Source organism: Brevundimonas aurantiaca (genome assembly GCF_014199955.1).
GTDB classification, from domain to species: Bacteria; Pseudomonadota; Alphaproteobacteria; order Caulobacterales; family Caulobacteraceae; genus Brevundimonas; species Brevundimonas aurantiaca.
In genome coordinates this window covers 1-19501 of the sequence record NZ_JACHOQ010000012.1, presented here as the reverse complement: position 1 = coordinate 19501, position 19501 = coordinate 1, and the positions used below count along the sequence as shown (strand labels likewise).

The following is a 19501-nucleotide window of genomic DNA, read 5'->3' as shown; positions in this document are numbered from 1 at the left end:
GGAAATGGCCCCCTCAGCGCGGGGCCAGGATCATGATCATCTGGCGGCCTTCCATCTTGGGCGCGAACTCGACCTTGGCGATTTCGTCGAAATCGGCCTGGACCTTGTTCAGCAGCTTCATGCCCAGTTCGGGGTGGGCCATTTCACGACCGCGGAAGCGCAGGGTGACCTTCACCTTGTCGCCCTCGTCGAAGAAGCGGTGCATGGCCTTGGCCTTCACCTCATAATCGTGGGTGTCGATGTTGGGACGGAGCTTGATCTCCTTCAGCTCGACGACCTTCTGGCGCTTGCGCTGCTCGGCCTTCTTCTTCTGTTCCTGGAAACGGTGCTTGCCGTAGTCGAGGATCTTGGCCACCGGCGGCTCGGAGGTGGAGACGATCTCGACCAGATCCAGCCCGGCTTCCTCGGCGGCTTCCAAAGCGGCGGAGGTGGGCATGACGCCCTGCTTTTCCCCGTTCTGGTCGATGAGAAGAACGCGAGGGGCGCGGATATCCTGGTTCATACGCGGCCCGTCTTTCACGGGTGGCGCTTGCATGGGACGGCGAATGGGCGTCGTTTCCTTATGTGGTCAAAGAAGGCGTGTGTCGTGATGAGCGAACGGGCGCGGCTGTGGCCACGGTCCCCTCTCGCCCGGCAATATGCGTCAGGAAGCCCTATTTTTCAAGGCTGGCGGGCGCTCCGGCGATATAGGCGTCGTGCAGGGCCAGCACGGCCTCGAAGACATGTTCGACCGTCAGGTCCTCGATCGGGGCGAACTGGCCGCGCGTTTCGTTCGAGGCGGCGGTGCGCGTCTTGGGGCCCCAGGGCCCGTACAGCCACCATTCCGTGGGCCCGAACAGGCCCAGCGTCGGGCGGCCCAGGGCCGCCGAGACGTGCATCAGGCCCGAGTCATTGCCGACGAACAGATCGGCCCGATCGATGGCGGCGGCTGAGGCCAGGATGTCGCCCTTGCCGACGAAGTCGATCCCCCGCGGCCCCGCCGCCTCCAGGGCCGGGGTCGCCGGCGGCCGGTCGCCCGGCCCGCCCACGGGCATGAAGCGCCAGCCGTCGAAACGGGGCTCGGCCTTCAGCTTCTCGACCAGGGCGCCCCAGCGGTCGGCGGGCCAGCTCTTGCCCGGCTGGTGGGCGATGGGGGCGAGCGCAATGATCGGTCCGGGACCGGCGCCGCCGGCCAGCTGCGGATCGATGACGGCGGCGGCCTCGGCCCGCGCCTGGTCGTCCAGGAAGATTTCGGGATCGAGCGGCGTCTGCGACCCCATCAGGCGCGACACCATCTCGACCTTGCGCAGGCCGGTCTCCCAAGATCGGTTGTAAACGATGCGCCGTTTCGCCGGGATCAGATAGGCCAGGGCCGAACCGCGAATGTCGATCACCAGGTCCCAGCGCGTACCGACGACCTGTTTCCAAAGATCGACCCAGTGACCGGCGATCTTCTTCTTGTCGAGCACGAGGGTCCGGACCACGCCCGGCGCCGAGCGGAAGAAGGGGGCGGGCGGGCGACCGCAGGCGACGGTGATCTGCGCCCCCGGAACCTGACGCGCGATCTCTCGGATCACGCCCGAGGAAATCACGCAGTCGCCGATGCGGTTGGAGGTGACGAACAGGACCTGGGGTGCGGACAAACGACTGACCTTTCACACCGTCATCCTCGGGCTTGACCCGAGGATCGGGTGCGCCGCGAAAGACTGCGGATGGAGTGGCGACTGTCGCCGCCTTCAGCCGTCCGTGTGCGTCACGCCCGATCCTCGGGTCAAGCCCGAGGATGACGAAGACGCGAACAGGAGGATGACGCCCATACAAAGTCGCGGCACAAGAGCCCCATGAACGATCTTCAACACCTGTCCCGCCCCGATGGCGAAACGCTCGCCTTCAAACGGATCAACGGCTCCGGTCCCACCGTCGTTTGGATCGGCGGCTTCCGTTCGGACATGGAGGGGACCAAGGCCCTCGCCCTGGACGCCGCCGCGCGCGACCGCGGTTGGAGCTTCATCCGCTACGACCATTTCGCCCACGGCCAGTCGTCCGGCGACTGGCGCCGGGCCACCATCGGTCGCTGGCGCGAGGATGCGATCGCCCTGATCGACAGCCTGTCGGGCCCGGTCATCCCGGTCGGCTCGTCGATGGGCGGCTGGGTCTCGCTGCTGGCGGCCTTGGCGCGGCCACAGCGGATCAAGGGTCTGGTCCTGATCAATCCGGCCCAGGACTTTACCGAACGGCTGATGTGGCCAGGCCTGGCCGACCACGAGCGCCAGGCCATAGTGCGCGAGGGCGAGACCCTGATCGTCGAGGAGGGCCTGGGCGAATACGTCCTGACCCGTCGCATGTTCGAGGAGGCGCGGAACTGGCTGCTGCTGGACGGCGTCATCGACATCGCCGCCCCGGTCCATATCCTCCAGGGGCGGGCCGACGACGTGGTGCCCTGGCGCCATCAGGTCGAACTGATCGAGCGGCTGACGGGCGGCGACGTCCGCCTGGACCTGATCGACGGCGGCGACCACCGGCTGTCGTCGCCGGCGGACCTCGACCGGCTGGTCGAGGCGGTGGAGGGGATGCGGGGCTGATCGACCCAACTCCTCCGTCACCCTCGGGTCAAGCCCGAGGATGACGGAATCAGGGACCGCCTACTTCGCGCCCGTCAGCGCCCCATAGAGATCCGTCCGCCGATCGCGGAAGAAGCCCCAGGCCGCGCGGTACTGGTCCAGTTCGTCCAGGTCGAAGCGGTGCACCAGCACCCCCTCCTCCTCGGCGCCCAGGCTCTCGACCAGCGTTCCCTGCTGATCGGCGATGAAGGAATGGCCGTAGAAGGTCTGGCCGACCTCGGTCACCGTCTCATGCCCGATGCGATTGGCCCCGACCACCGGCACGGCGTTGGACACGGCGTGACCCTGCATGGCCCGACGCCAGGGCTCGGCCGTGTGCAGGGCGGCGTCGTGCGGCTCGGTGCCGATGGCGGTCGGATACATCAGGACGTCGGCGCCCATCAGCATCATGGCCCGCGCGGCCTCGGGGAACCACTGGTCCCAGCAGATGCCGACCCCGACCTTGCCGAACCGGGTCTTCCAGACCTTGAAGCCGGTGTCGCCCGGCCGGAAATAATACTTTTCCTGATAGCCGGGGCCGTCGGGGATATGGCTCTTGCGATAGACCCCCAGCGCCTCGCCGTCCGCGTCCAGCATGACCAGTGAGTTGTAGTACTGGGGTCCGTCCTTCTCGAAGATCGAGACCGGTATGGCCACGCCCAGCGCCTTGGCCACCGGCGCCAGGGCCGTGACGCAGGGGTGCTCGCGCCACTCATAGGCCTGGGCGAACCAGTGCTCCTCCTGTGAGACGCAGAAATACGGCCCCTGAAACAGTTCCGACGGCAGGATCACCTGCGCGCCCTTGCCCGCCGCCTCGCGCACGAAGTCGATGGTCTTGGCGATATTGGCCTGCATGTCCTCGCCGTAAGAGGTCTGGATGCCGGCGACGGTGATGGTTCTGGAAGTGGCGAGCGGCGAGTGGCGAGTGGCGAGGGAAGTCATTTCGTGCGCTCCTCGAGTTTGGAGATGAGGCCGGAAAGCATTCGGCTGATTTCGTCGGCGGGTTCGAGCAGCCGAATCAGGGCGGCTTCATCGAGATAGGTCAGGCGTTGGGCGATGATCAGTTGGGTCTCCACCTCCGCCAGAGAACCTCGGGCGATGGAGAGGAAACGCAGAAACTCAGGCGTGGAGCGCCGGGCGCAACCTTCGGCGATGTTGGAAGGCACAGACACGGCAGCCCGCCTGACCTGGCTGATCAGTCCGAAGCGTTCATCCGGGGGCCATTCGCAGGTCGCCGCATAGACGAGCTCGACCCAGGTCAGCGCCTTCTGCCAGACCAGCAGGTCGCGATAGTGACGAACCTCGCCACTCGCCACTCGCCACTCGCCACTCATTCCGGCTCCTGCTGGGAGATGCAGTGGAACGAACCGCCGCCCGTCAGGATGGCGTTCGACGGCAGGGGGATGATCTCGCGATCGGGGAAGGCCTCCTTCAACGCCTGACAGGCCATGTCGGCCGCGCGATCGTCGCCATAGGTCGGCACGATCACCGCCCCATTGGCGATCAGAAAGTTCATATGGCTGGCCGGGATCGGGCGCTCGTCCTCGTCCAGGACCAGGCCCGGCGACGGAATCCTCAGCACATGGATCTTTCGGCCGGCGGCGTCGGTCATGACCGACAGGTCGCGGGCCACGGCGTCATAGACCTCGGCGTTGGGATCGTTGCGGCCCCAGGCGATCGGGCAGGCCACGACGCCCGGCGCGACGAAACGCGCCAGGTTGTCGACGTGGCCGTCGGTGTGGTCGTTCAGCAGGCCGTCGCCCAGCCAGAGCACCTTTTTCGCCCCGACGGCGGCTGCCAGGGCGGCGGTCGCGACCGCCTCGTCCTGGTTCCAGGACGGGTTGCGGTTCGGGTTCAGCAGGCACTGGCGCGTGGTCAGGACCGTGCCCTCCCCGTCATGATCCAGCGACCCGCCCTCCATGACGAAGTCGTTCCAGCTCAGGGTCGCGCCGGAATGGACGCCGATCTGTTCGGCCACCGTCTCGTCGCCCGGCATCACATATTTCTCGCCCCAGCCGTTGAAGCGGAAGGCGGCGGCCGTCTTCGATCCCGCCCAGAACAGAGGACCGGTGTCGCGCAGCCAGACGTCGCCGAACACGCCGGGCACCACCTCGACATTGGCCAAGTCGGCGAAACGCGCCCGCACGCCCTCCGCCAGTTCCGGCGCCCCGACCATCAGCCGGACCTGTTCGCGGCCCGGCCCGGCCAGGGCGCGCACCAGCCCCTCGACCTCGTCCCGGGCCTGTTCGAAGGGTTCGAACCAGTATTCGGCATGGCTGGGCCAGCCCACCCAGACGGCGCGGTGCGGAGCCCATTCGGCGGGGAGAGGAGCGGTCATGGGCGGGCGAGAGTCCTGTCAGGGTTCGAAGGCGACGGGCGGGCGACCCGCGAGCCGCGCCATATGGCCTCAATGGCCCCCGACTTCAACGGCGCCGGACGCCCAGGGGCCGCCCCCAAAGAAAAAGGGCGGCCCGCGAACGGACCGCCCTTCGTCAGCACATTGCTCGCTTCACTCAGAACGAGATGCGGGCGCCGAACTTAATCTGCCAGGTCGAGGCCGGCAGTTGGGCGTTCGGGCGCTTAGCCTCACCACCGAGCGGCGTTCCGGCAGCGCCTGCGCTTTGCAGCGAGGAGTACTGGTACACTGCATTGGGGGCGGCGCAGGAGGAGGCGACGCCGGCCGTCTGGCAGTTCAGCACAACCGTACCGACGCCGCGATAGAACGGATACTGCTCCAGAACGCCCCACTTCTCGTTGAGCAGGTTCCCGAAGTTCTCGATGTCCATGTACAGCTTCAGCTTGCCGGTCGGCAGAACCGGAACCGGGATTTCCTGCGACAGGCGCAGGTCCACCGTGGTGACGGCGCCGGTGCGGAAGGCGTTCCGCGGCGCAATCGAGCCGGCGTACTTGATCAGACCCGTGTTGTTCAGGAAGGCGTTGAAGTCCGTCAGATTAAAGCCCGACGCATAGGTGATGCGGGGATCGCTCGTGGCGGTGACGACGCCGTTGCCGTCGGTCTGGGGCACGTAGAAGAGCTGGTTCGACGTACCCAGGGCGCCGGAGTACGACTGCGGAACGGCGTTGCCGAAATCGTTGTCGTAGTTGCCCGTGCGGCTGCTGTGATAAACGTAGGAGAAGGGCAGGCCCGAGCGGCGTTGGGCGAAGACGTTGATGGACGTTTCGTTGTCGCCGAAGAAGGCGCGGGTGTAGTTCGCGTTGACCGTGAACTTGTGACGGATTTCGTAGTCCGACGTCGCCAGCACCGGGTTGTTGTGATCAGCCGAAGCGAAGCGGACATAGGACGAGTCCGGCTGCGAGCTGGTCATCGGATTGCCGTCTTCCGATTCCGTGTAGGTGTAGGTGCTGCGGACGTCCAGACCTTCGAACACACCGTCGCGCCACGTCTTCTGACCCGTCAGAGCGACCGAGGTGGAGGATCCGCCGTCCTTCAGATTATCCAGCAGCAGATCGAAGACCACCGGGCCGGTCGGGTGGGTATAGACCGGACGACCGTCCGGCGCTGAACCCGAGCGGGTTGCGAGCAGATCTCGGTAATAGAGGGCGTTCTCGAAATCCGTACGGATGACGTCCGCCTGCAGACGGAAGTCTTCGATCAGCGGCAGGCGGAAATCGCGGGCGACCGTCAGGTTGTACTTCCAGGCGCTGGGGATTTCGAAGTTCGGATCCAGCGCCACCACGCTGCCGTTGCCGGGCGTGAAGGTGCAGTTCGCGCCGGTGGGAACGACGGAGAGATCCGTCACGCCCCGAATGGCGCCGGTGCAGACCGCATTGGTGATCCGCGCGCCGTCGTTGCCGAAGGGGTTGCCGATCTGGACGTTGGTGCCGATGGCCGAGAAGCGACCGACGCCGCCCGAGATCGACCAGTCGCTGGGCGTCCAGTTGAAGCCAAGGCGCGGCATCAGCAGGTCACGACCGTCCAGATTGGCGGTGTTGTCGAAGCCGTTGCGGGTGCGGAAGTTGGTGTTCAGCACCGGACGGTCGTCCATGGCGAACCAGTCGTAGCGCAGGCCGTAATTCAGGCGAAGCGTGTCGCTGATCTGCCAAGTGTCTTCGGCGTACAGCGAGTTCACGTCGTAACCGAATTCGACGGCCCCGTCGCGCGCAGTGCCGAACCGAGCGGGAACGGTGCCGCCGGTCGGGTTGACGGCGCCGCGAATGACCAGACCGGAAGCGTTACCGGCCAGGAAGTCGGCATAGCTGTTGAACGTCCACTGACCCAGCGACTGCGACACGAAGACGTTGGTGAAGTCGCGCGTTTCAATCCGCGCGCCGGCCATGAAGTCGTGCGAACCCCAGCTATAGCGGCCGATCAGTTCGGCGTTCTTCACTTCACTGTACAGATAGTTGTCGTGACGGAAGTTGTCGGCGCCGAACTGGATTTGCGGCGTGCCCGAGCCGGCTTGAACACCCGCCAGATCGGAAACGTTGACCGTGACTTGGCCGACAGTCAGTCCGCCGACAGGCAGCTGGGTGGTTTCAGTTTCCTTGTAGCCGACCCGCAGTTCGGTCGAGAAGGCGTCCGTCCACTGCGAGTTCAACTGAGCGTTCCAGGTCGTGAGGCGCTCATCCTTGACATACTGGCTGGATTCCAGCGCCAACCGCGGCTGCGTGGTCGAGCCGCCGTTAATGAAGGCCGACGTGGTCGAACCGTTGAACGAGGTGCCGGTCGTCTCTTGGAAAGTCACGGCCAAGCGATGGTTGGCGTTGATGTTCCAGTCGATCTTGGCAAGGTACTTTTCGTCCTGGACGGGGGGGGCCACATTGACGAACGAACCCGTCTCATAGCCGTAGCGCGTCTTGGCGCCTTGCCGGAAGGTTTCGACGGCCGAAGTGGTGATGCGCGGAATCGGATTTGCGAAGCCGGCGTCGACCGGACCTTCGTTCAGCGAGAACTGCGACTCAAACTTTTCGTAAGACGCGAAGAAGAACAGGGTGTCGCGGATGATCGGACCGCCCAGGGTGGCGCCCCAGGTCTTTTCGTCGAAGACGCGGTTATAGTCTTGGCGGGCGCGGAAACCGTTGCCGCGCGGGCCGTAACCCCAGTACCGGTCACCCAGCAGGCTGTCGTCCGACTTCTCATAGAAGGCCGAGCCCGAGAAGGTGTTGGTGCCGGACTTGGTGACGGCGTTGATCGAACCGCCGACAAAGCCGTTGTTGATGACGCTGAAGGGCGCCACCGAAACGTTCAAAGCCTGAATGGCGTCGATGGAGATCGGCGACCGTTGGGTGGGATAGCCGTTGCCGTTCAAGCCGAACTCGTCGTTCTGGCGAATGCCGTCGACGGTGAACTGGTTCTGGCGCGTATTGGTGCCGGCGAACGACAGGGCGTCTTCGTTCGAGGGGTCAAGCGTCACAAACGGATCGAGGCGCGCGATGTCCTTCGGATCACGGCTGATCGAGGCGGCGGCGGCGATGTCGCCCGCGCCGTAGTTCGAGCCGGTGCCGTAGCCGAAGTCGTTGGAGAAGCGCTGGCCGGTCACCGTAATGGCTTCCAGCTCGGCGGCGGCCTGATTGACGATCACGTCGCCGTTGACGGCGTCGCCCACACCGATGCTGTCCAGCTGAATGCCGCCTTCACCGGCCGCGCTTGAAACCGTCACCGTGTACGGTCCGCCAGCGCGCAGACCCCGCGCGCTGTAGAAGCCCGACGAGTCCGACATAGTGGTGACGGTCGTGCCGGTGGGCTCGTGAACGATGGTCACCGAGCCGACCACGGCCGCGCCGGAGCCGTCCAGGATGCGGCCGCGGATGGCGCCGGTCGTCTCTTGAGCAAAGACGGCCGTCGAGGCCGACATCATGATGGCGGCGGCCGAAACGCCGTACGCCAATTTACGGAAGGTCATTCGCTATCCCCAGCTGGTGGACCAAAAAAGTCGGAAACGTGGTCGTCACGTCTAAATCCGGCCCCGTGTACGATCCATCTTGTAACGCTAGGTGACACATATGTGTCAGAGTCGTGACAGCGCCCTTGGGTGGCTCAGAGAGCACACCCTTGACGCCCTTCAGCGCAAATTTTGTTCAGGAAACCCGCTCGAACACGTCCGCTACGCCCTCGGCGGTGCGCCGAATGGCGCGCGGCTCGTGGAAATTGCCGTTGACCTGACTCTGGGCGATCACATGGGCGCGGAACCGGACGAACAGAGCAGGATCCGGGGCATGGGGTTTAGACCAGAAGTCGTTCAACGCCTGCTGATCCGTCAGACCGTCGAAGTTGAAGAAGGCGTCGCCCAGCACCTTGACCGGCGTCTGGAACCCCAGGGCCGAAAGCGCGGCGGAAGAGTTGTTGACCACCATGCCCTGAGAGGCGCGGCACAGCTGGGCCAGGTTTCCGCCGTCGATGAAATCGACCCGGCCTTGCAGCTCCCGCTCGATGACCAGGCGCCGCGTGACGGCTTCCAGATCGATCAGGCCCGGGTCCAGAGGGTGGTTCTTGATCACCAGCCGCGCCGCCTTGGGCGCATGGACGGCGAAACTGGTCATCACCTCCGCGAGGAAGGCCGTATTGTCGGCATAGCGGGAATAGCGCAGCAGCTGGGCGTCGCCCTCCCGCTGAAGACAGGCGATGAAGAAGGGGCCCCGCGCCGCAATCACCTCCACATCGTTGCGTGACGGCGACTGAAGGGCCAGACCGAAATATCGCCGGACGTGACCCAGGCACTGGCTGAGCGGAGAGGCGGTATAGTGGCTGGCGTGGCGCGGAAAGAGAAAGCCCCCCACGGCCTGAGCCACATGATAGGCGGTGATGTTGACCACATGGTGCGGCAGGATCCGCCCCACGGGTTTCGGATCGGGCAAAAGCGGCGCCGGCTCCGGATAGCCGTCCTTGAAACGCGGCAGGCCGCTTGAGGCGTTCACGCCGTTCTGTTCGACGGTGATCCAGTCCGGGCGGAAATAGCCGTTCTCCAACACCCAAACGCGTGGCCCAAGTCCTTCCGCCGCAGACAGAACCGCGCGATTGTAAGGGCCGCCCTCGCCGAACAGCAGAAGATCGGTGAAATCGGCCGTCAGTTCCGCCAGTCGCGAAGCCCAGACCTGGGCGGAGTGTTTGAACACCCTTCCCCCCGCTCGCGGCCAGTTCAAGGCGTCGCCCGCATTGAAGATCATTCGCTGGACGGTCGCGCCGCGGGCTTCGAGAGTCCGCGCCAAGGCGACGCCGAACGGCCCGAACGGCGCCGAGACGATAAGGAATCTCCGACCATCCAAGCTTTGGATCGCGCGACCTGGCCCGGCCTCCGCACCGTTTTTTTGAGACGTAGGGAAGACGGCGATTTCGGCCGCCCGCTGCGGCGTGGGGGTGCGAAGGCGAAACTGAGGTCGAGGCGCGCTCATGACCTCTCCGCGAAGCCGGTAGCGCCTGCGCCGCCGGCCCAAGAAGGTTCGATTGGAGTGTCTTAAATCGACCATCTAAGGGGTTCCACGCCGTCCGGCCTGGCGATCCATACAACGCCGGGTCGCTTCACCTCTCCGATCAAGTCGTCTGGCGCAAGAGAATTTGTTCGATGGCTTTGTCGCGCTTAGCCGCAGAGGGATCAACCCACTAAAGCTGAGCGATGGGGAAATTGCGGGGGCGGCTGAGGCAGGCGCACGAAGAAGCCGACGCCCGGAATGCAAGGGCGCCGGCTCTCCAACTTTACGCTGACAGACTTCCAAGAACGAGACCCGATCTGACGATGTCAGACCGAGTCTTGCCTGTCTTAGAAGTTGATGTCGATGGTGGCGCGACGGTTGAGCGGTTCGCGCACGCCGTCGGCGGTGGGCTTGGCCAGGGCGGTTTCACCCTTGCCGTCCAGGGCGATGACGCCGCCGTTGACGCCTTGGGCGACCAGGGCGTCCGCGACGGTGCGCGAACGACGGTTCGACAGGCCGACGTTGTAGGCGGCCGAGCCCGAGGTGTCGGTGTAGCCGACGATCAGGACGCGGGTCGGACGGCCCGTCTTGGCGTAGTTGGCGGCCTGAGCGACCACCGAACGGGCTTCAGCCGTCAGGTCCGAGCGATCCCAGTCGAAATAGACCACGAACTGACGCGCGGCCGGGGTCTGCGGAACCGGCGGCGGGGGCGGCGGGGGCGGAGGCGGCGGGGGCGGCGGAGGCGGCGGGGGCGGAGGCGGCGGCGGGGCCGCTTCTTCGGCGCCGAAGCTGTAGCGCAGGCCCAGGGTCACGGTGTGCGACTGATCGTAGTCGCCGTCCCATTCGCCGAAGGCGGTGGCGCCGGCGCCCGTGCCGGCCGTGGTCGATTCCCACGAGGCGTCGCCCGTCAGATAGCGGTAGGTCAGGTCGATGTTGGCGCGGTCGCCAATGGCCCAGGCCAGACCGGCGATCGCCTGAGCGGCGAACTTGGTCGAGCTGTCGTCAATGGCGAACGCGGCGCCGCGGTTAGCGCGCAGATTGCCGATGGTGTCGACGTTGACGCGGTTCACGCCGGCGCCCAGGCCGACGAAGGGACGCACGCCCCAGGCTTCATAGCCGAAGTCATAGATGACGTTGGCCATCAGGGTGGCGGACTCGATGTCGCCTTCCGGAGAGAAGCAGCCGCCCGTCGCCGGGGTCACGTTGCACAGGCCCTGGGTGCCCGAAACGGCGCGCACCGTGCCGATGTCGCCCGAGCGGTAGCCGCCTTCGAGCTCGACGCGCCAGTTGGGGTTGAAGCGATAGCCGAGGCGAGCAAAGGCCGCCCAGCCGTTGTTCACTTCATAGTTCCAGTTCGCGCCGGTGGTCGACGACTCGGCGTTGATGTCGTCGATCATGTGGTAACCGGCGTCGATCGCGCCATACCAACCGTTGGGATCTGCCGAGGCCGCGCCAGCTGAGAACAGCCCGGCGACAGCGACGGATGCGAGAAGTTTGAGCTTCATAGCTTCCTCGTTCTGTAAAAAATGCCCGAAGCCGAGCTGTCCGCCCGACGTTCAGGAGCCGAACGGCAGGCTGCGGCTGCGGTTCCCTCGCATCTGCGAACAATGTGGCGACTGTGGCGCCGTTTCAACACAAAAGACCTGGGCGCCGACGGCCCCGCGAGCCTCTCCGCTTGCCTTACCGCAGGGGGAGGCGCCTAAGTTCCGCCCATGAGGAAACACGGCCGCGCCTCCAAAGCGGCGAACGAAACCGGGAAGGACCCTCCATGCGCGAAGCCGTCATCGTCTCCACCGCCCGCACCCCGATAGGCCGGGCCTATCGCGGGGCCTTCAACGACACCCAGGCCCAACAGCTGGGCGCCCATGCCGTCAAACACGCGGTCCAGCGCGCCGGCGTCGATCCGGCCGAGATCGAGGACGTGATCATGGGGGCGGCCCTGCAGCAGGGTTCGACCGGAACAAACGTCGCCCGCCAGGTCGCCTTGGCGGCCGGCCTGCCGTCTTCGGTTCCGGGCATGAGCCTGGACCGTCAATGCGCCTCGGGCCTGATGGCCATCGCCACGGCGGCCAAACAGGTGATCTTCGACCAGCAGAAGATGGCGGTCGGCGGGGGCCTGGAGAGCATCTCCCTGGTCCAGAACCAGTATATGAACCTGTACCGCGGCAAGGACGAGGCCCTGCTGAAGCTGGCGCCCCATATATATATGTCGATGCTGGAGACGGCCGAGGTCGTGGCCCGCCGCTACAACATCAGTCGCGACCGCCAGGACGAATACGCCCTTCAGTCCCAGCAACGCACGGCGGCGGCCCAGGCGGAAGGCCGACTGGACGCCGAGATCGTGCCCATGACGACCACCATGCTGGTCACCGACAAGGCGACCGGCGAGACCGCTTCGAAAGAGGTGACCCTGTCCAAGGACGAGGGCAACCGGCCCGAAACCACTCTGGAAGGGTTGAAGGCGCTGAAACCCGTCTTCGGCAGCGGCGAGGCGATCCAGCAGGGCGAATACATCACCGCCGGCAATGCGTCCCAGCTGTCCGACGGCGCCTCGGCCTGCGTCGTCATGGAGGCCGGCGAGGCGGTGAAGCGCAATCTCCAGCCGCTCGGCGCCTATCGCGGCATGGCGGTGGCGGGGGTGGAGCCGGACGAGATGGGCATCGGCCCCGTCTACGCCGTGCCCAAGCTGCTGAAGCGCCACGGACTGACGGTGGACGACATCGGCATCTGGGAGCTGAACGAGGCCTTCGCCGTCCAGGTTCTCTATTGCCGCGACCAGCTGGGCATCCCCGACGAGCTTCTGAACGTCTCGGGCGGCGCCATCTCCATCGGCCACCCCTATGGCATGTCGGGCGCCCGGATGACCGGCCACGTCCTGATCGAGGGCAAGCGGCGCGGGGCCAAATACGGCGTCGTCACCATGTGCGTCGGCGGCGGCATGGGCGCGGCGGGACTGTTCGAGATCTATTGAGGGGCGGCCACGCCCCATTCCAAATCCGTCATCCTCGGGCTTGACCCGAGGACCGGGCGTGGATCGGGCTGTGCATCGCCTTTGGCGCAATGCGGCGGACCACCCGGCCCTCGGGTCAAGCCCGAGGGTGACGGTGGCGCGGGATCAAACCTTCTCGCTGATCTTGATCGCCGCGCGGCATCCCGCCTTGATCACCCCGCTCAGCAGCCGATAGGCCGGCGCCTCGCGGCTGCCGTGCTCGACGGCGTGGTCGTGGTGGGCCAGCTCCTCGTCGCGGAACTGTTTCAGCTCGGCGGCCAGGGCCGGGTCGCGGTCGCCGATCTCGGCGATCTGATCGGCGTAGTGTTTCTCGATCACGCTCTCGACCGCCTCGGTGCAGGCGTGGGCCGCCTTTTCGCCGATCAGGGCCGTACCGGCGCCGAGCGCCGAAGCCGCGATCCGCCAAAGGGGGGTCATGGCCGTCGGCCGCACGCGCCGCTCGTTCAGCAGCCGCTCGAACCGGGCCAGGTGAACCGCCTCCTGATCCTGCATTTCGCCGAGGTCGCGCACGATGTCGCCGCGCGCCTTGCGCCCCTCGAACACGGCCTTCTGGGCGCGATAGATCAGGACCGCCGCATATTCGCCGGCGTGATCGACGCGAAGGATTTCGTCCATCCGCGCCCTGTCCGCGCCCAGGCCCGGGCGGGGCAGAGGAGTGTGCGGGGCGGCGTCGGTCATGGGATCAGGCCCTTTCGAAGCGGGGGGCGCGGGCGTCCTTGGGGCGTTTGGTCGCCAGCAGGCTGAACCCGGCCAACGCCAGGGAGATCAGGGCGTTCCAACCGGCCATCGACAGGCCCAGCCAGCTCCAGGCCACGGAATCGCACATGGCCACCCTCTGGGCCGGCCCCGTGCCCAGGGCCAGGGCGGTCAGGCTCTCCAGATCGACCGACCCGCTGCTGACGCAGGTCGCCGGCAGGCTCCACCACTTGTATTCGCCGCCCATATGGAAGACGGCGGTGATCGCGCCCGTCGCAAACACGGCCCCCAGCAGGAAGGCGGCGATCCGGGGCGTGCCGCGCCGGCCACCGCTCAGCACCGTCCAGGCCGTCGCCACGGCCGCCACGGCCACGGCGCCCCAATAGACCTCGCGCTGTTTCAGACAAAGGTTGCACGGCGCCAGGCCCGCGAACCGTTCGAACCCATGGGCTGCGCCCAGCATGGCCAGCGACGCGGCCAGGGCGAAGGCGGTCCACCAACGGGTCAACAGGCGATAGAGGCTTCTCATTGCGAAACGGTCTTACTCCGGTCCGGTCTCCGCGTCGACTTACAGAAGCTTCACCGCGATTATCAGGCCGACCAGCAGAACCAGGCCGGTCCCCGACCACAGGGCCAGGCGCTTTTCCACCTGGGCCAGCATGGCCTGGCCCCAGCGTTTCAGAATCCAGGCCTCCAGGAAGAACCGCCCGCCCCGTGTCACGACCGACGCCGCCATGAAGACCGGAAAGCTGAAGGCCGCCAGGCCCGAGGCGATGGTCACCAGCTTGTAGGGGATCGGCGTCAGCCCCTTGATCAATATGACCCACAGACCCCACTGGGCGAACCACTGGCGGAAATGATCTAGCCCGTCGGCATGGCCCAGGAACCGCAGGATCGCCAGGCCCACGTCGGTCAGGAAATAGCCGATGGCGTAGCCCAGCATCCCGCCCAGAACCGAGGCGATCGTGCAGACCCCGGCGTAGACATAGGCCCGCTCCGGCCGGGCCAGGATCATCGGCGCCAGCATGACGTCGGGCGGAATGGGAAAGAAGGAACTCTCGGCGAAGGAGACCGCCGCCAGGGCCGGCGTGGCGTGGCGATGGCGCGCCAGGTCGAACACGCCGTCATAAAGTCTGCGAAGCATGGAGATTTCCTCGAACCGCCCCGCCCTAGCAAGACCCGGTCTCGCCGTCACCCGCTGCGACACCGCAACGCTCGCGACTGAAGCGGTTGCGGTTTAAGCCCCTCAGATGACCGCGCCCCGCCCATCCCCCCAGGCTGACGACGTCAGCCACGACATCACCCGTCTGCTGCGTCGCCTGTCCGACGAGGGCGGCGACGCCGGCCTGACCCTTGACGAGGTCCGCGACCGGCTGGACGAGCGGGCCTACGGCCTTTTGATCCTGCTGCTGTCCATCCCCTGCCTGGTGCCGGGCCTGTACGGCGTGCCCCAGGTCGTGGGCGTCATCGTCATTCTATTGGCCGCACAGATGCTGGTCGGGCGCGAAGAGCCCTGGCTGCCGCGCTGGTTCCTGAAGCTGCGCGCCAAGGGCTCCTGGCTGAAGGCCATGGCCGATTTCGCCGAGTCGAAACTGGGCTGGATCGACCGGCTGTCGCGCCCCCGCTTGCGGCGTTTCGCCGACGGACCGGGCGAGAAGCTGGCGGCGATCTTCATGATCCTGGCTACGGCCACCATCGTCCTGCCCCTGACCAACACCGTCCCCTCCGTGGCCCTGGCCCTGCTGTCGGTCGGCCTGATCCAGCGCGACGGCCTGTTCGTGATCGCCGGGGCGGCGGTGACGACGGCCTGGCTGACGATTTTGGGCGCGGTGGGAACCGGCCTATTGATGGGCGCCGAGTGGGCGACCCGCTGGCTGCCGGGCTGAGGCCGGGAGTGGTTCCAGCGCTGCAAGCGTAACCTTAGATGTCCAAGAATTAACGGGCGTCTGGGCGGCGATCCGTGGAAGGTGGCGTGACCGACCGACGGTCGATCTTTCTCAAATTCCTTTCACGGCGCGTCATGGCTTTGCCTCTTCGTTTCTCCCGCATCTTGTTCGTCGCCGCCGGCGCGCTGCTGGCCGCCGCCCTGCCCGCCGCCGCCCAGGACTACCGCCAGTCCTTCCATCCCGATCAGCTGAAGGGACCGCCCGCCGGCGCGCTGAACGAGGTCTTGGTGCTAGGCACGCCGCACTTGTCGAACATGGGCGACGGCTTCAAGGTCGAAAGCCTATCGCCGCTACTGGATCGGTTGGCGGCCTGGAAGCCGACCGCCATCGCGACCGAGGATCTATCGGGCCTGCAATGCGACAGCCTGCGTCGCTATCCGTCGCGCTATGCCGAGACGGTCGAAACCTATTGCTGGGATCCCGCCCCCGCCGCCCTGGCGACCGGTCTGGACGTGCCAGCCGCCAACGCCGAGGCCGAGCGGCTGCTGGCCGAGTGGCCCGCACACCCCACGCCGGCCCAGCGGCGTCATCTGGCGGCGGTCTTCCTGGCGGCCGGCGAGCGGGGATCGGCCCTGGTCCAATGGCTTCGCCTGCCCGCCCAGGACCGCACCGCCGGGGACGGTCTGAACGACGCCTTGGTCGCCGTGCTGAACCGGATCAAGGACCGAGCCAATGAGACCTATCTGATCTCCGCGCCCCTGGCCGCGAGGCTGGGGCTGGAGCGGCTGTGGAGCGTCGACGACCACTCCGCCGACACGCCCGATCCGACCGATCCCATCGAGAAGAAAGCCTATGCCGACGCGATCATGGGCGCGTGGAATAATCCCGCTAGCCAAACCCGACGAACGCAGGATGCGGAACTGGGCGCCGCCCTCGATCAGCCCGACGGCGTGCTGCGCATGTACCGCGTCTATAATGCGCCGACGACGCCGCCCCTGATCTATCAGTCCGACTTCGGCGCCACCCTGGTCGAGCCGTCGCCGCAGGCCTTCGGCCGCCGCTACCTCGGCTATTGGGAAACGCGAAACCTGCGCATGGTCGCCAATATGCGCGATGTTCTGGGCCGCTATCCGGGCACGCGGATGCTGACCATCGTGGGGGCCTCGCACAAGGGCTACTACGAGGCCTATCTGGACCAGATGCACGATGTCCGGCTGGTCGATCCCGAACCCGTCCTGCGCTGATCGCATGAAGAGGGCGGAGCCGCCGTTCATCACGACCCCGTGGGTCTGCCTTGGCTCTGTCGTCATCCGCGACTAGGTTCCGCGCCAATCGGCGGCCCCTATCGGTTAAGCCCGCCTCAGAACGCTACGCGGGAGACGCGCCATGAACGACATGACCCCCAACCCCAGCCAGGCCCCTCATCAGCCGACGGCTGAACAGATCGACCGGGAAAATCCCCTGGGCGTCGACGGTTTCGAATTCGTCGAATTCACCGGCCCTGAGCCCCAGGCGATGATCGCGCGGCTGGAGATGATGGGCTTCACCCAGACCCATGTGAACCCCAAGACCGACGTGGTGCGCCTGAAACAGGGCGACATCTCCTTCTTGGTCCACCGCTCGCCAAAGGGCCAGGCGGCGGACTTCGCCAGGGATCACGGCCCCTCGGCCAACGGCATGGCCTTCCGCACCAATGACGCCAAGGCCGCCTATGAGGGGGCGCTCCAGCGCGGCGCCGTGGCCGCGACGGATGCCGACGGCGGCGCCCTGGGCGACTATCCCTACATCCTGCAAGGCATCGGCGGCTCGCTGCTGTACGTCATCGACCAGTACGGCGACGCCGGCTCCCTGTATGACGCCTGGGACGAGATCGAGGGCTGGGAAGAGGCCGAGCGCAAGAACAACGTCGGCCTGGAGGTCCTGGACCACCTGACCCACAACGTCCGTCGCGGTCAGATGCGCACCTGGTCGGGCTTCTACAATTCGGTCTTCAACTTCGAGGAACAGAAGTATTTCGACATCAAGGGCAAGGCGACCGGCCTCTTCTCCCAGGCCATGATCGCGCCCGACCGCGCCATCCGCATCCCGCTGAACGAGAGCCAGGACGAAAACTCCCAGATCGAGGAGTTCATCCGCCGCTACAACGGCGAAGGCATTCAGCACATCGCCCTGACCACCGAGAACATCTTCGAGACGGTCGAGGCCATGCGCGCCCGCGGCGTGGACTTCCAGGACACGATCGAGACCTATTTCGAACTGATCGACAAACGCCTGCCCAACCACGGCGAGGACGTGGAGCGGATGCGCAAGAACCGCATCCTGATCGACGGCTCGGACGAGGAGGGCCTGCTGCTGCAGATCTTCACCCAGGACACCTTCGGCCCGATCTTCTTCGAGATCATCCAGCGCAAGGGCAACGAAGGCTTCGGCAACGGCAATTTCCAGGCCCTGTTCGACTCGATCGAGCTGGACCAGATCCGTCGCGGCGTCATCAAGGTCGACGCCTGAATGAAGATGCGGCCGCCGACCTGGCTGCCCTGGCTGGGCCCGGCCCTGGCGGCCGGCGCCGGCGCCCTGGCCGGGCGCTTCTGGCTGGAGGGCGGCTTCTGGACGGTCCTGATCGCCGCCCTGATCTGCGGCTTCGCCCCCATCGTCGCCTACAGGATCTGGAAACGGCTGCACCACCGGGGGTGAGCGGGCGAGAGTGGGCTTTGACGGGGAGCGGGCCGGATGGGTGTCGGCTGGGGTGGAAAGCGGCCCTAGGCTTGTGACGCGGACAGCCAATGCGAACCCCCGCGAGGCTCATGTTTGGCGCGATCCTAGCGGTAGCGTAGGCGGCTCTCTTCATCGTCCGCTATCTGTCCAGAGGGCTTTGGCACTGCCATTGGAACGGCGAACGACACTCTGCTGACAGCGGATCGCAGAGCTTCGCGCTTGTCGTCCATAAACGGACCCATTCGATTCAGAGGAGCGCGTCAGACATAGCCTCCGATCTCGCTATCCGCGTGCGCTTCGCGCACGCCCTGTGCAGTGGTACGGAGCGTCTCTCTATATATTCTTGCTGGTTCTCCCATCAGCCATCGGATTTCTCATCGTTTGCGGTCGAGGGTGTGGCGAACTGCTGCTGTTTGCGCAGTGCACCCTTATCGCGTTCTTCAATCCATTTCAGTTTCTCGGGTGGTAGGGCAGCGAACGCTTCCTCGACATGCTTAGGCTCGGAAATCATTTTCTCAGCGATCAGGTTCACCATTTTGAAGAGGGTCGTCACCGTAGCGGGGTCGTCGCCGAAGCTTATGGTGCCAGGATGAACCGCGTCGTTTCCCGTGACCCTAACCACGTCCAGCGCTTGCTTTACCCGCACGTTTAGGCCGTCCGTAACGAGCTGACCAATCATGGCATCTATCTTACCGTTCTTGCCGAGGTGAATGCACAGGCGCTCTATAGCTAGGCGGAGAAGCGCAGCAGCTCCCCTCGGCGACACAGCCGCAATTGCTGCAGCCTCTGCAACATCTGCCTTGATGTGATCGGGGAGGTCGGCGTTCGGTTGGACATCGAACTTCTGCATCGGCCAAACCATTCGGTCGCGGAGCCAGATGGCTGATCCGCCGCAAATGTAGCATTGCGACAAATGTAGGTTGACCACGTGGCTGGATACGTAGTGGCCTTGGTTACTTCGCTCGTACTCCGGTACGTGCCCGAGCAACTTGTTGGTGTAGGCTTCGAGCGATGCGCGTTGCTCGCGGTCGGCGATGCCCAGTAGCACCTGTCGAAAGTGATCGGGATCAGGCGTGTGGGGGACCTCCCCGACTTTTTGGGCTTCACCGTAAACCCTGTACCAGCGCTGCTGAGTATGGGCGTTGCAATGCGGGCTGACGTGACCCCCTGAAACTCCTCCAGGAATAGCTAGAGTCCGCCCCTCGAAAGGACGGACAGAATGAAGCGATCACGGTTCACGGAAGAGC

Annotated in this window: 18 protein-coding genes; 6 read left to right on the top strand and 12 right to left on the bottom strand. The window is 65.7% G+C overall.

The annotated features are described in order from the left end of the window. Nucleotides 1-13: 13 nt before the first annotated feature. Both infC and GGQ93_RS14895 read right to left on the bottom strand, forming a co-directional pair. The gene (gene infC / locus GGQ93_RS14900; RefSeq protein WP_039244129.1) at nt 14-535 is read right to left on the bottom strand and encodes a translation initiation factor IF-3; all 522 of its coding nucleotides are present in this window, start codon (nt 533-535) and stop codon (nt 14-16) included. 118 nt (nt 536-653) lie between these two features. Further along, on the bottom strand, nt 654-1622 hold the full coding sequence (locus GGQ93_RS14895) for a glycosyltransferase family 9 protein (RefSeq protein WP_183218073.1): 969 nt from the start codon (nt 1620-1622) through the stop codon (nt 654-656). A 198-nt stretch (nt 1623-1820) separates the two neighbouring features. Between GGQ93_RS14895 and GGQ93_RS14890 the strand changes: the two genes are divergently transcribed. Continuing rightward, nucleotides 1821-2561: an alpha/beta fold hydrolase gene (locus GGQ93_RS14890; protein WP_183218070.1), complete on the top strand. Its 741-nt coding sequence runs from the start codon at nt 1821-1823 to the stop codon at nt 2559-2561. A gap of 60 nt (nt 2562-2621) precedes the next feature. Here the strand turns inward: GGQ93_RS14890 and aguB are convergent, their stop codons facing one another. The 6 genes from aguB to GGQ93_RS14860 form a co-directional block, all read right to left on the bottom strand. Further along, nucleotides 2622-3521, bottom strand: coding sequence for an N-carbamoylputrescine amidase (gene aguB / locus GGQ93_RS14885; protein WP_183218068.1), 900 nt, complete (start codon nt 3519-3521; stop codon nt 2622-2624). Continuing rightward, nucleotides 3518-3913, bottom strand: coding sequence for a four helix bundle protein (locus tag GGQ93_RS14880; protein WP_183218066.1), 396 nt, complete (start codon nt 3911-3913; stop codon nt 3518-3520). Before GGQ93_RS14880 ends, aguB begins: the two co-directional genes overlap by 4 nt. Next, on the bottom strand, nt 3910-4917 hold the full coding sequence (locus GGQ93_RS14875) for an agmatine deiminase family protein (RefSeq protein WP_183218063.1): 1008 nt from the start codon (nt 4915-4917) through the stop codon (nt 3910-3912). The genes GGQ93_RS14880 and GGQ93_RS14875 overlap by 4 nt, the downstream gene beginning before the upstream one ends. Nucleotides 4918-5092: 175 nt before the next feature. Continuing rightward, nucleotides 5093-8443, bottom strand: coding sequence for a TonB-dependent receptor (locus GGQ93_RS14870; RefSeq protein WP_054764106.1), 3351 nt, complete (start codon nt 8441-8443; stop codon nt 5093-5095). 175 nt (nt 8444-8618) lie between these two features. Then, complete coding sequence (locus GGQ93_RS14865; RefSeq protein ID WP_260171233.1) at nt 8619-9746, bottom strand: capsular biosynthesis protein; 1128 nt, start codon at nt 9744-9746, stop codon at nt 8619-8621. 548 nt (nt 9747-10294) lie between these two features. Next, nucleotides 10295-11452 carry an OmpA family protein gene (locus GGQ93_RS14860; protein WP_183218059.1) on the bottom strand — a complete coding sequence of 386 codons (1158 nt, stop codon included), beginning with the start codon at nt 11450-11452 and terminating at the stop codon, nt 10295-10297. Between the two features lie 263 nt (nt 11453-11715). Here GGQ93_RS14860 and GGQ93_RS14855 point away from each other — a divergent pair, with 263 nt between their 5' ends. Then, the gene (locus tag GGQ93_RS14855; protein WP_183218057.1) at nt 11716-12918 is read left to right on the top strand and encodes an acetyl-CoA C-acyltransferase; all 1203 of its coding nucleotides are present in this window, start codon (nt 11716-11718) and stop codon (nt 12916-12918) included. A 144-nt stretch (nt 12919-13062) separates the two neighbouring features. Here the strand turns inward: GGQ93_RS14855 and GGQ93_RS14850 are convergent, their stop codons facing one another. Genes GGQ93_RS14850 through GGQ93_RS14840 form a run of 3 tightly spaced genes read right to left on the bottom strand, consistent with a single transcriptional unit; the run spans nt 13063 to nt 14797 of the window. Further along, nucleotides 13063-13635, bottom strand: a complete 573-nt coding sequence (locus GGQ93_RS14850) for a demethoxyubiquinone hydroxylase family protein (protein ID WP_183218055.1) — start codon at nt 13633-13635, stop codon at nt 13063-13065. 4 nt (nt 13636-13639) lie between these two features. After that, nucleotides 13640-14182 carry a disulfide bond formation protein B gene (locus GGQ93_RS14845; RefSeq protein WP_183218053.1) on the bottom strand — a complete coding sequence of 181 codons (543 nt, stop codon included), beginning with the start codon at nt 14180-14182 and terminating at the stop codon, nt 13640-13642. 39 nt (nt 14183-14221) lie between these two features. Next, nucleotides 14222-14797 (bottom strand): YqaA family protein, encoded by a 576-nt coding sequence (locus GGQ93_RS14840; RefSeq protein ID WP_183218050.1) that lies wholly within the window; start codon nt 14795-14797, stop codon nt 14222-14224. Between the two features lie 106 nt (nt 14798-14903). On the opposite strand from GGQ93_RS14840, the gene GGQ93_RS14835 reads away from it, so the two are divergent. The 4 genes from GGQ93_RS14835 to GGQ93_RS14820 all read left to right on the top strand — a co-directional run bounded on the left by GGQ93_RS14835 (nt 14904) and on the right by GGQ93_RS14820 (nt 18233). Next, nucleotides 14904-15539 carry an exopolysaccharide biosynthesis protein gene (locus tag GGQ93_RS14835; protein ID WP_183218048.1) on the top strand — a complete coding sequence of 212 codons (636 nt, stop codon included), beginning with the start codon at nt 14904-14906 and terminating at the stop codon, nt 15537-15539. A 134-nt stretch (nt 15540-15673) separates the two neighbouring features. Next, nucleotides 15674-16783, top strand: a complete 1110-nt coding sequence (locus GGQ93_RS14830; RefSeq protein WP_183218046.1) for a DUF5694 domain-containing protein — start codon at nt 15674-15676, stop codon at nt 16781-16783. 151 nt (nt 16784-16934) lie between these two features. After that, nucleotides 16935-18047: a 4-hydroxyphenylpyruvate dioxygenase gene (gene hppD, locus GGQ93_RS14825; protein ID WP_183218146.1), complete on the top strand. Its 1113-nt coding sequence runs from the start codon at nt 16935-16937 to the stop codon at nt 18045-18047. Further along, nucleotides 18048-18233: a hypothetical protein gene (locus tag GGQ93_RS14820; protein WP_054764115.1), complete on the top strand. Its 186-nt coding sequence runs from the start codon at nt 18048-18050 to the stop codon at nt 18231-18233. A 379-nt stretch (nt 18234-18612) separates the two neighbouring features. Here the strand turns inward: GGQ93_RS14820 and GGQ93_RS14815 are convergent, their stop codons facing one another. Then, complete coding sequence (locus tag GGQ93_RS14815) at nt 18613-19104, bottom strand: DUF4145 domain-containing protein (protein WP_183218044.1); 492 nt, start codon at nt 19102-19104, stop codon at nt 18613-18615. Nucleotides 19105-19501 lie beyond the last annotated feature (397 nt).

Coding starts and splice junctions, on each gene's coding strand:
- infC (WP_039244129.1), bottom strand. CDS start 535: ATGCAAGCGCCACCCGTGAAAGACGGGCCGCGTATGAACCAGGATATC.
- GGQ93_RS14890 (WP_183218070.1), top strand. CDS start 1,821: ATGAACGATCTTCAACACCTGTCCCGCCCCGATGGCGAAACGCTCGCC.
- aguB (WP_183218068.1), bottom strand. CDS start 3,521: ATGACTTCCCTCGCCACTCGCCACTCGCCGCTCGCCACTTCCAGAACC.
- GGQ93_RS14880 (WP_183218066.1), bottom strand. CDS start 3,913: ATGAGTGGCGAGTGGCGAGTGGCGAGTGGCGAGGTTCGTCACTATCGC.
- GGQ93_RS14875 (WP_183218063.1), bottom strand. CDS start 4,917: ATGACCGCTCCTCTCCCCGCCGAATGGGCTCCGCACCGCGCCGTCTGG.
- GGQ93_RS14870 (WP_054764106.1), bottom strand. CDS start 8,443: ATGACCTTCCGTAAATTGGCGTACGGCGTTTCGGCCGCCGCCATCATG.
- GGQ93_RS14860 (WP_183218059.1), bottom strand. CDS start 11,452: ATGAAGCTCAAACTTCTCGCATCCGTCGCTGTCGCCGGGCTGTTCTCA.
- GGQ93_RS14855 (WP_183218057.1), top strand. CDS start 11,716: ATGCGCGAAGCCGTCATCGTCTCCACCGCCCGCACCCCGATAGGCCGG.
- GGQ93_RS14850 (WP_183218055.1), bottom strand. CDS start 13,635: ATGACCGACGCCGCCCCGCACACTCCTCTGCCCCGCCCGGGCCTGGGC.
- GGQ93_RS14845 (WP_183218053.1), bottom strand. CDS start 14,182: ATGAGAAGCCTCTATCGCCTGTTGACCCGTTGGTGGACCGCCTTCGCC.
- GGQ93_RS14840 (WP_183218050.1), bottom strand. CDS start 14,797: ATGCTTCGCAGACTTTATGACGGCGTGTTCGACCTGGCGCGCCATCGC.
- GGQ93_RS14835 (WP_183218048.1), top strand. CDS start 14,904: ATGACCGCGCCCCGCCCATCCCCCCAGGCTGACGACGTCAGCCACGAC.
- GGQ93_RS14830 (WP_183218046.1), top strand. CDS start 15,674: ATGGCTTTGCCTCTTCGTTTCTCCCGCATCTTGTTCGTCGCCGCCGGC.
- hppD (WP_183218146.1), top strand. CDS start 16,935: ATGACCCCCAACCCCAGCCAGGCCCCTCATCAGCCGACGGCTGAACAG.
- GGQ93_RS14820 (WP_054764115.1), top strand. CDS start 18,048: ATGAAGATGCGGCCGCCGACCTGGCTGCCCTGGCTGGGCCCGGCCCTG.
- GGQ93_RS14815 (WP_183218044.1), bottom strand. CDS start 19,104: ATGCAGAAGTTCGATGTCCAACCGAACGCCGACCTCCCCGATCACATC.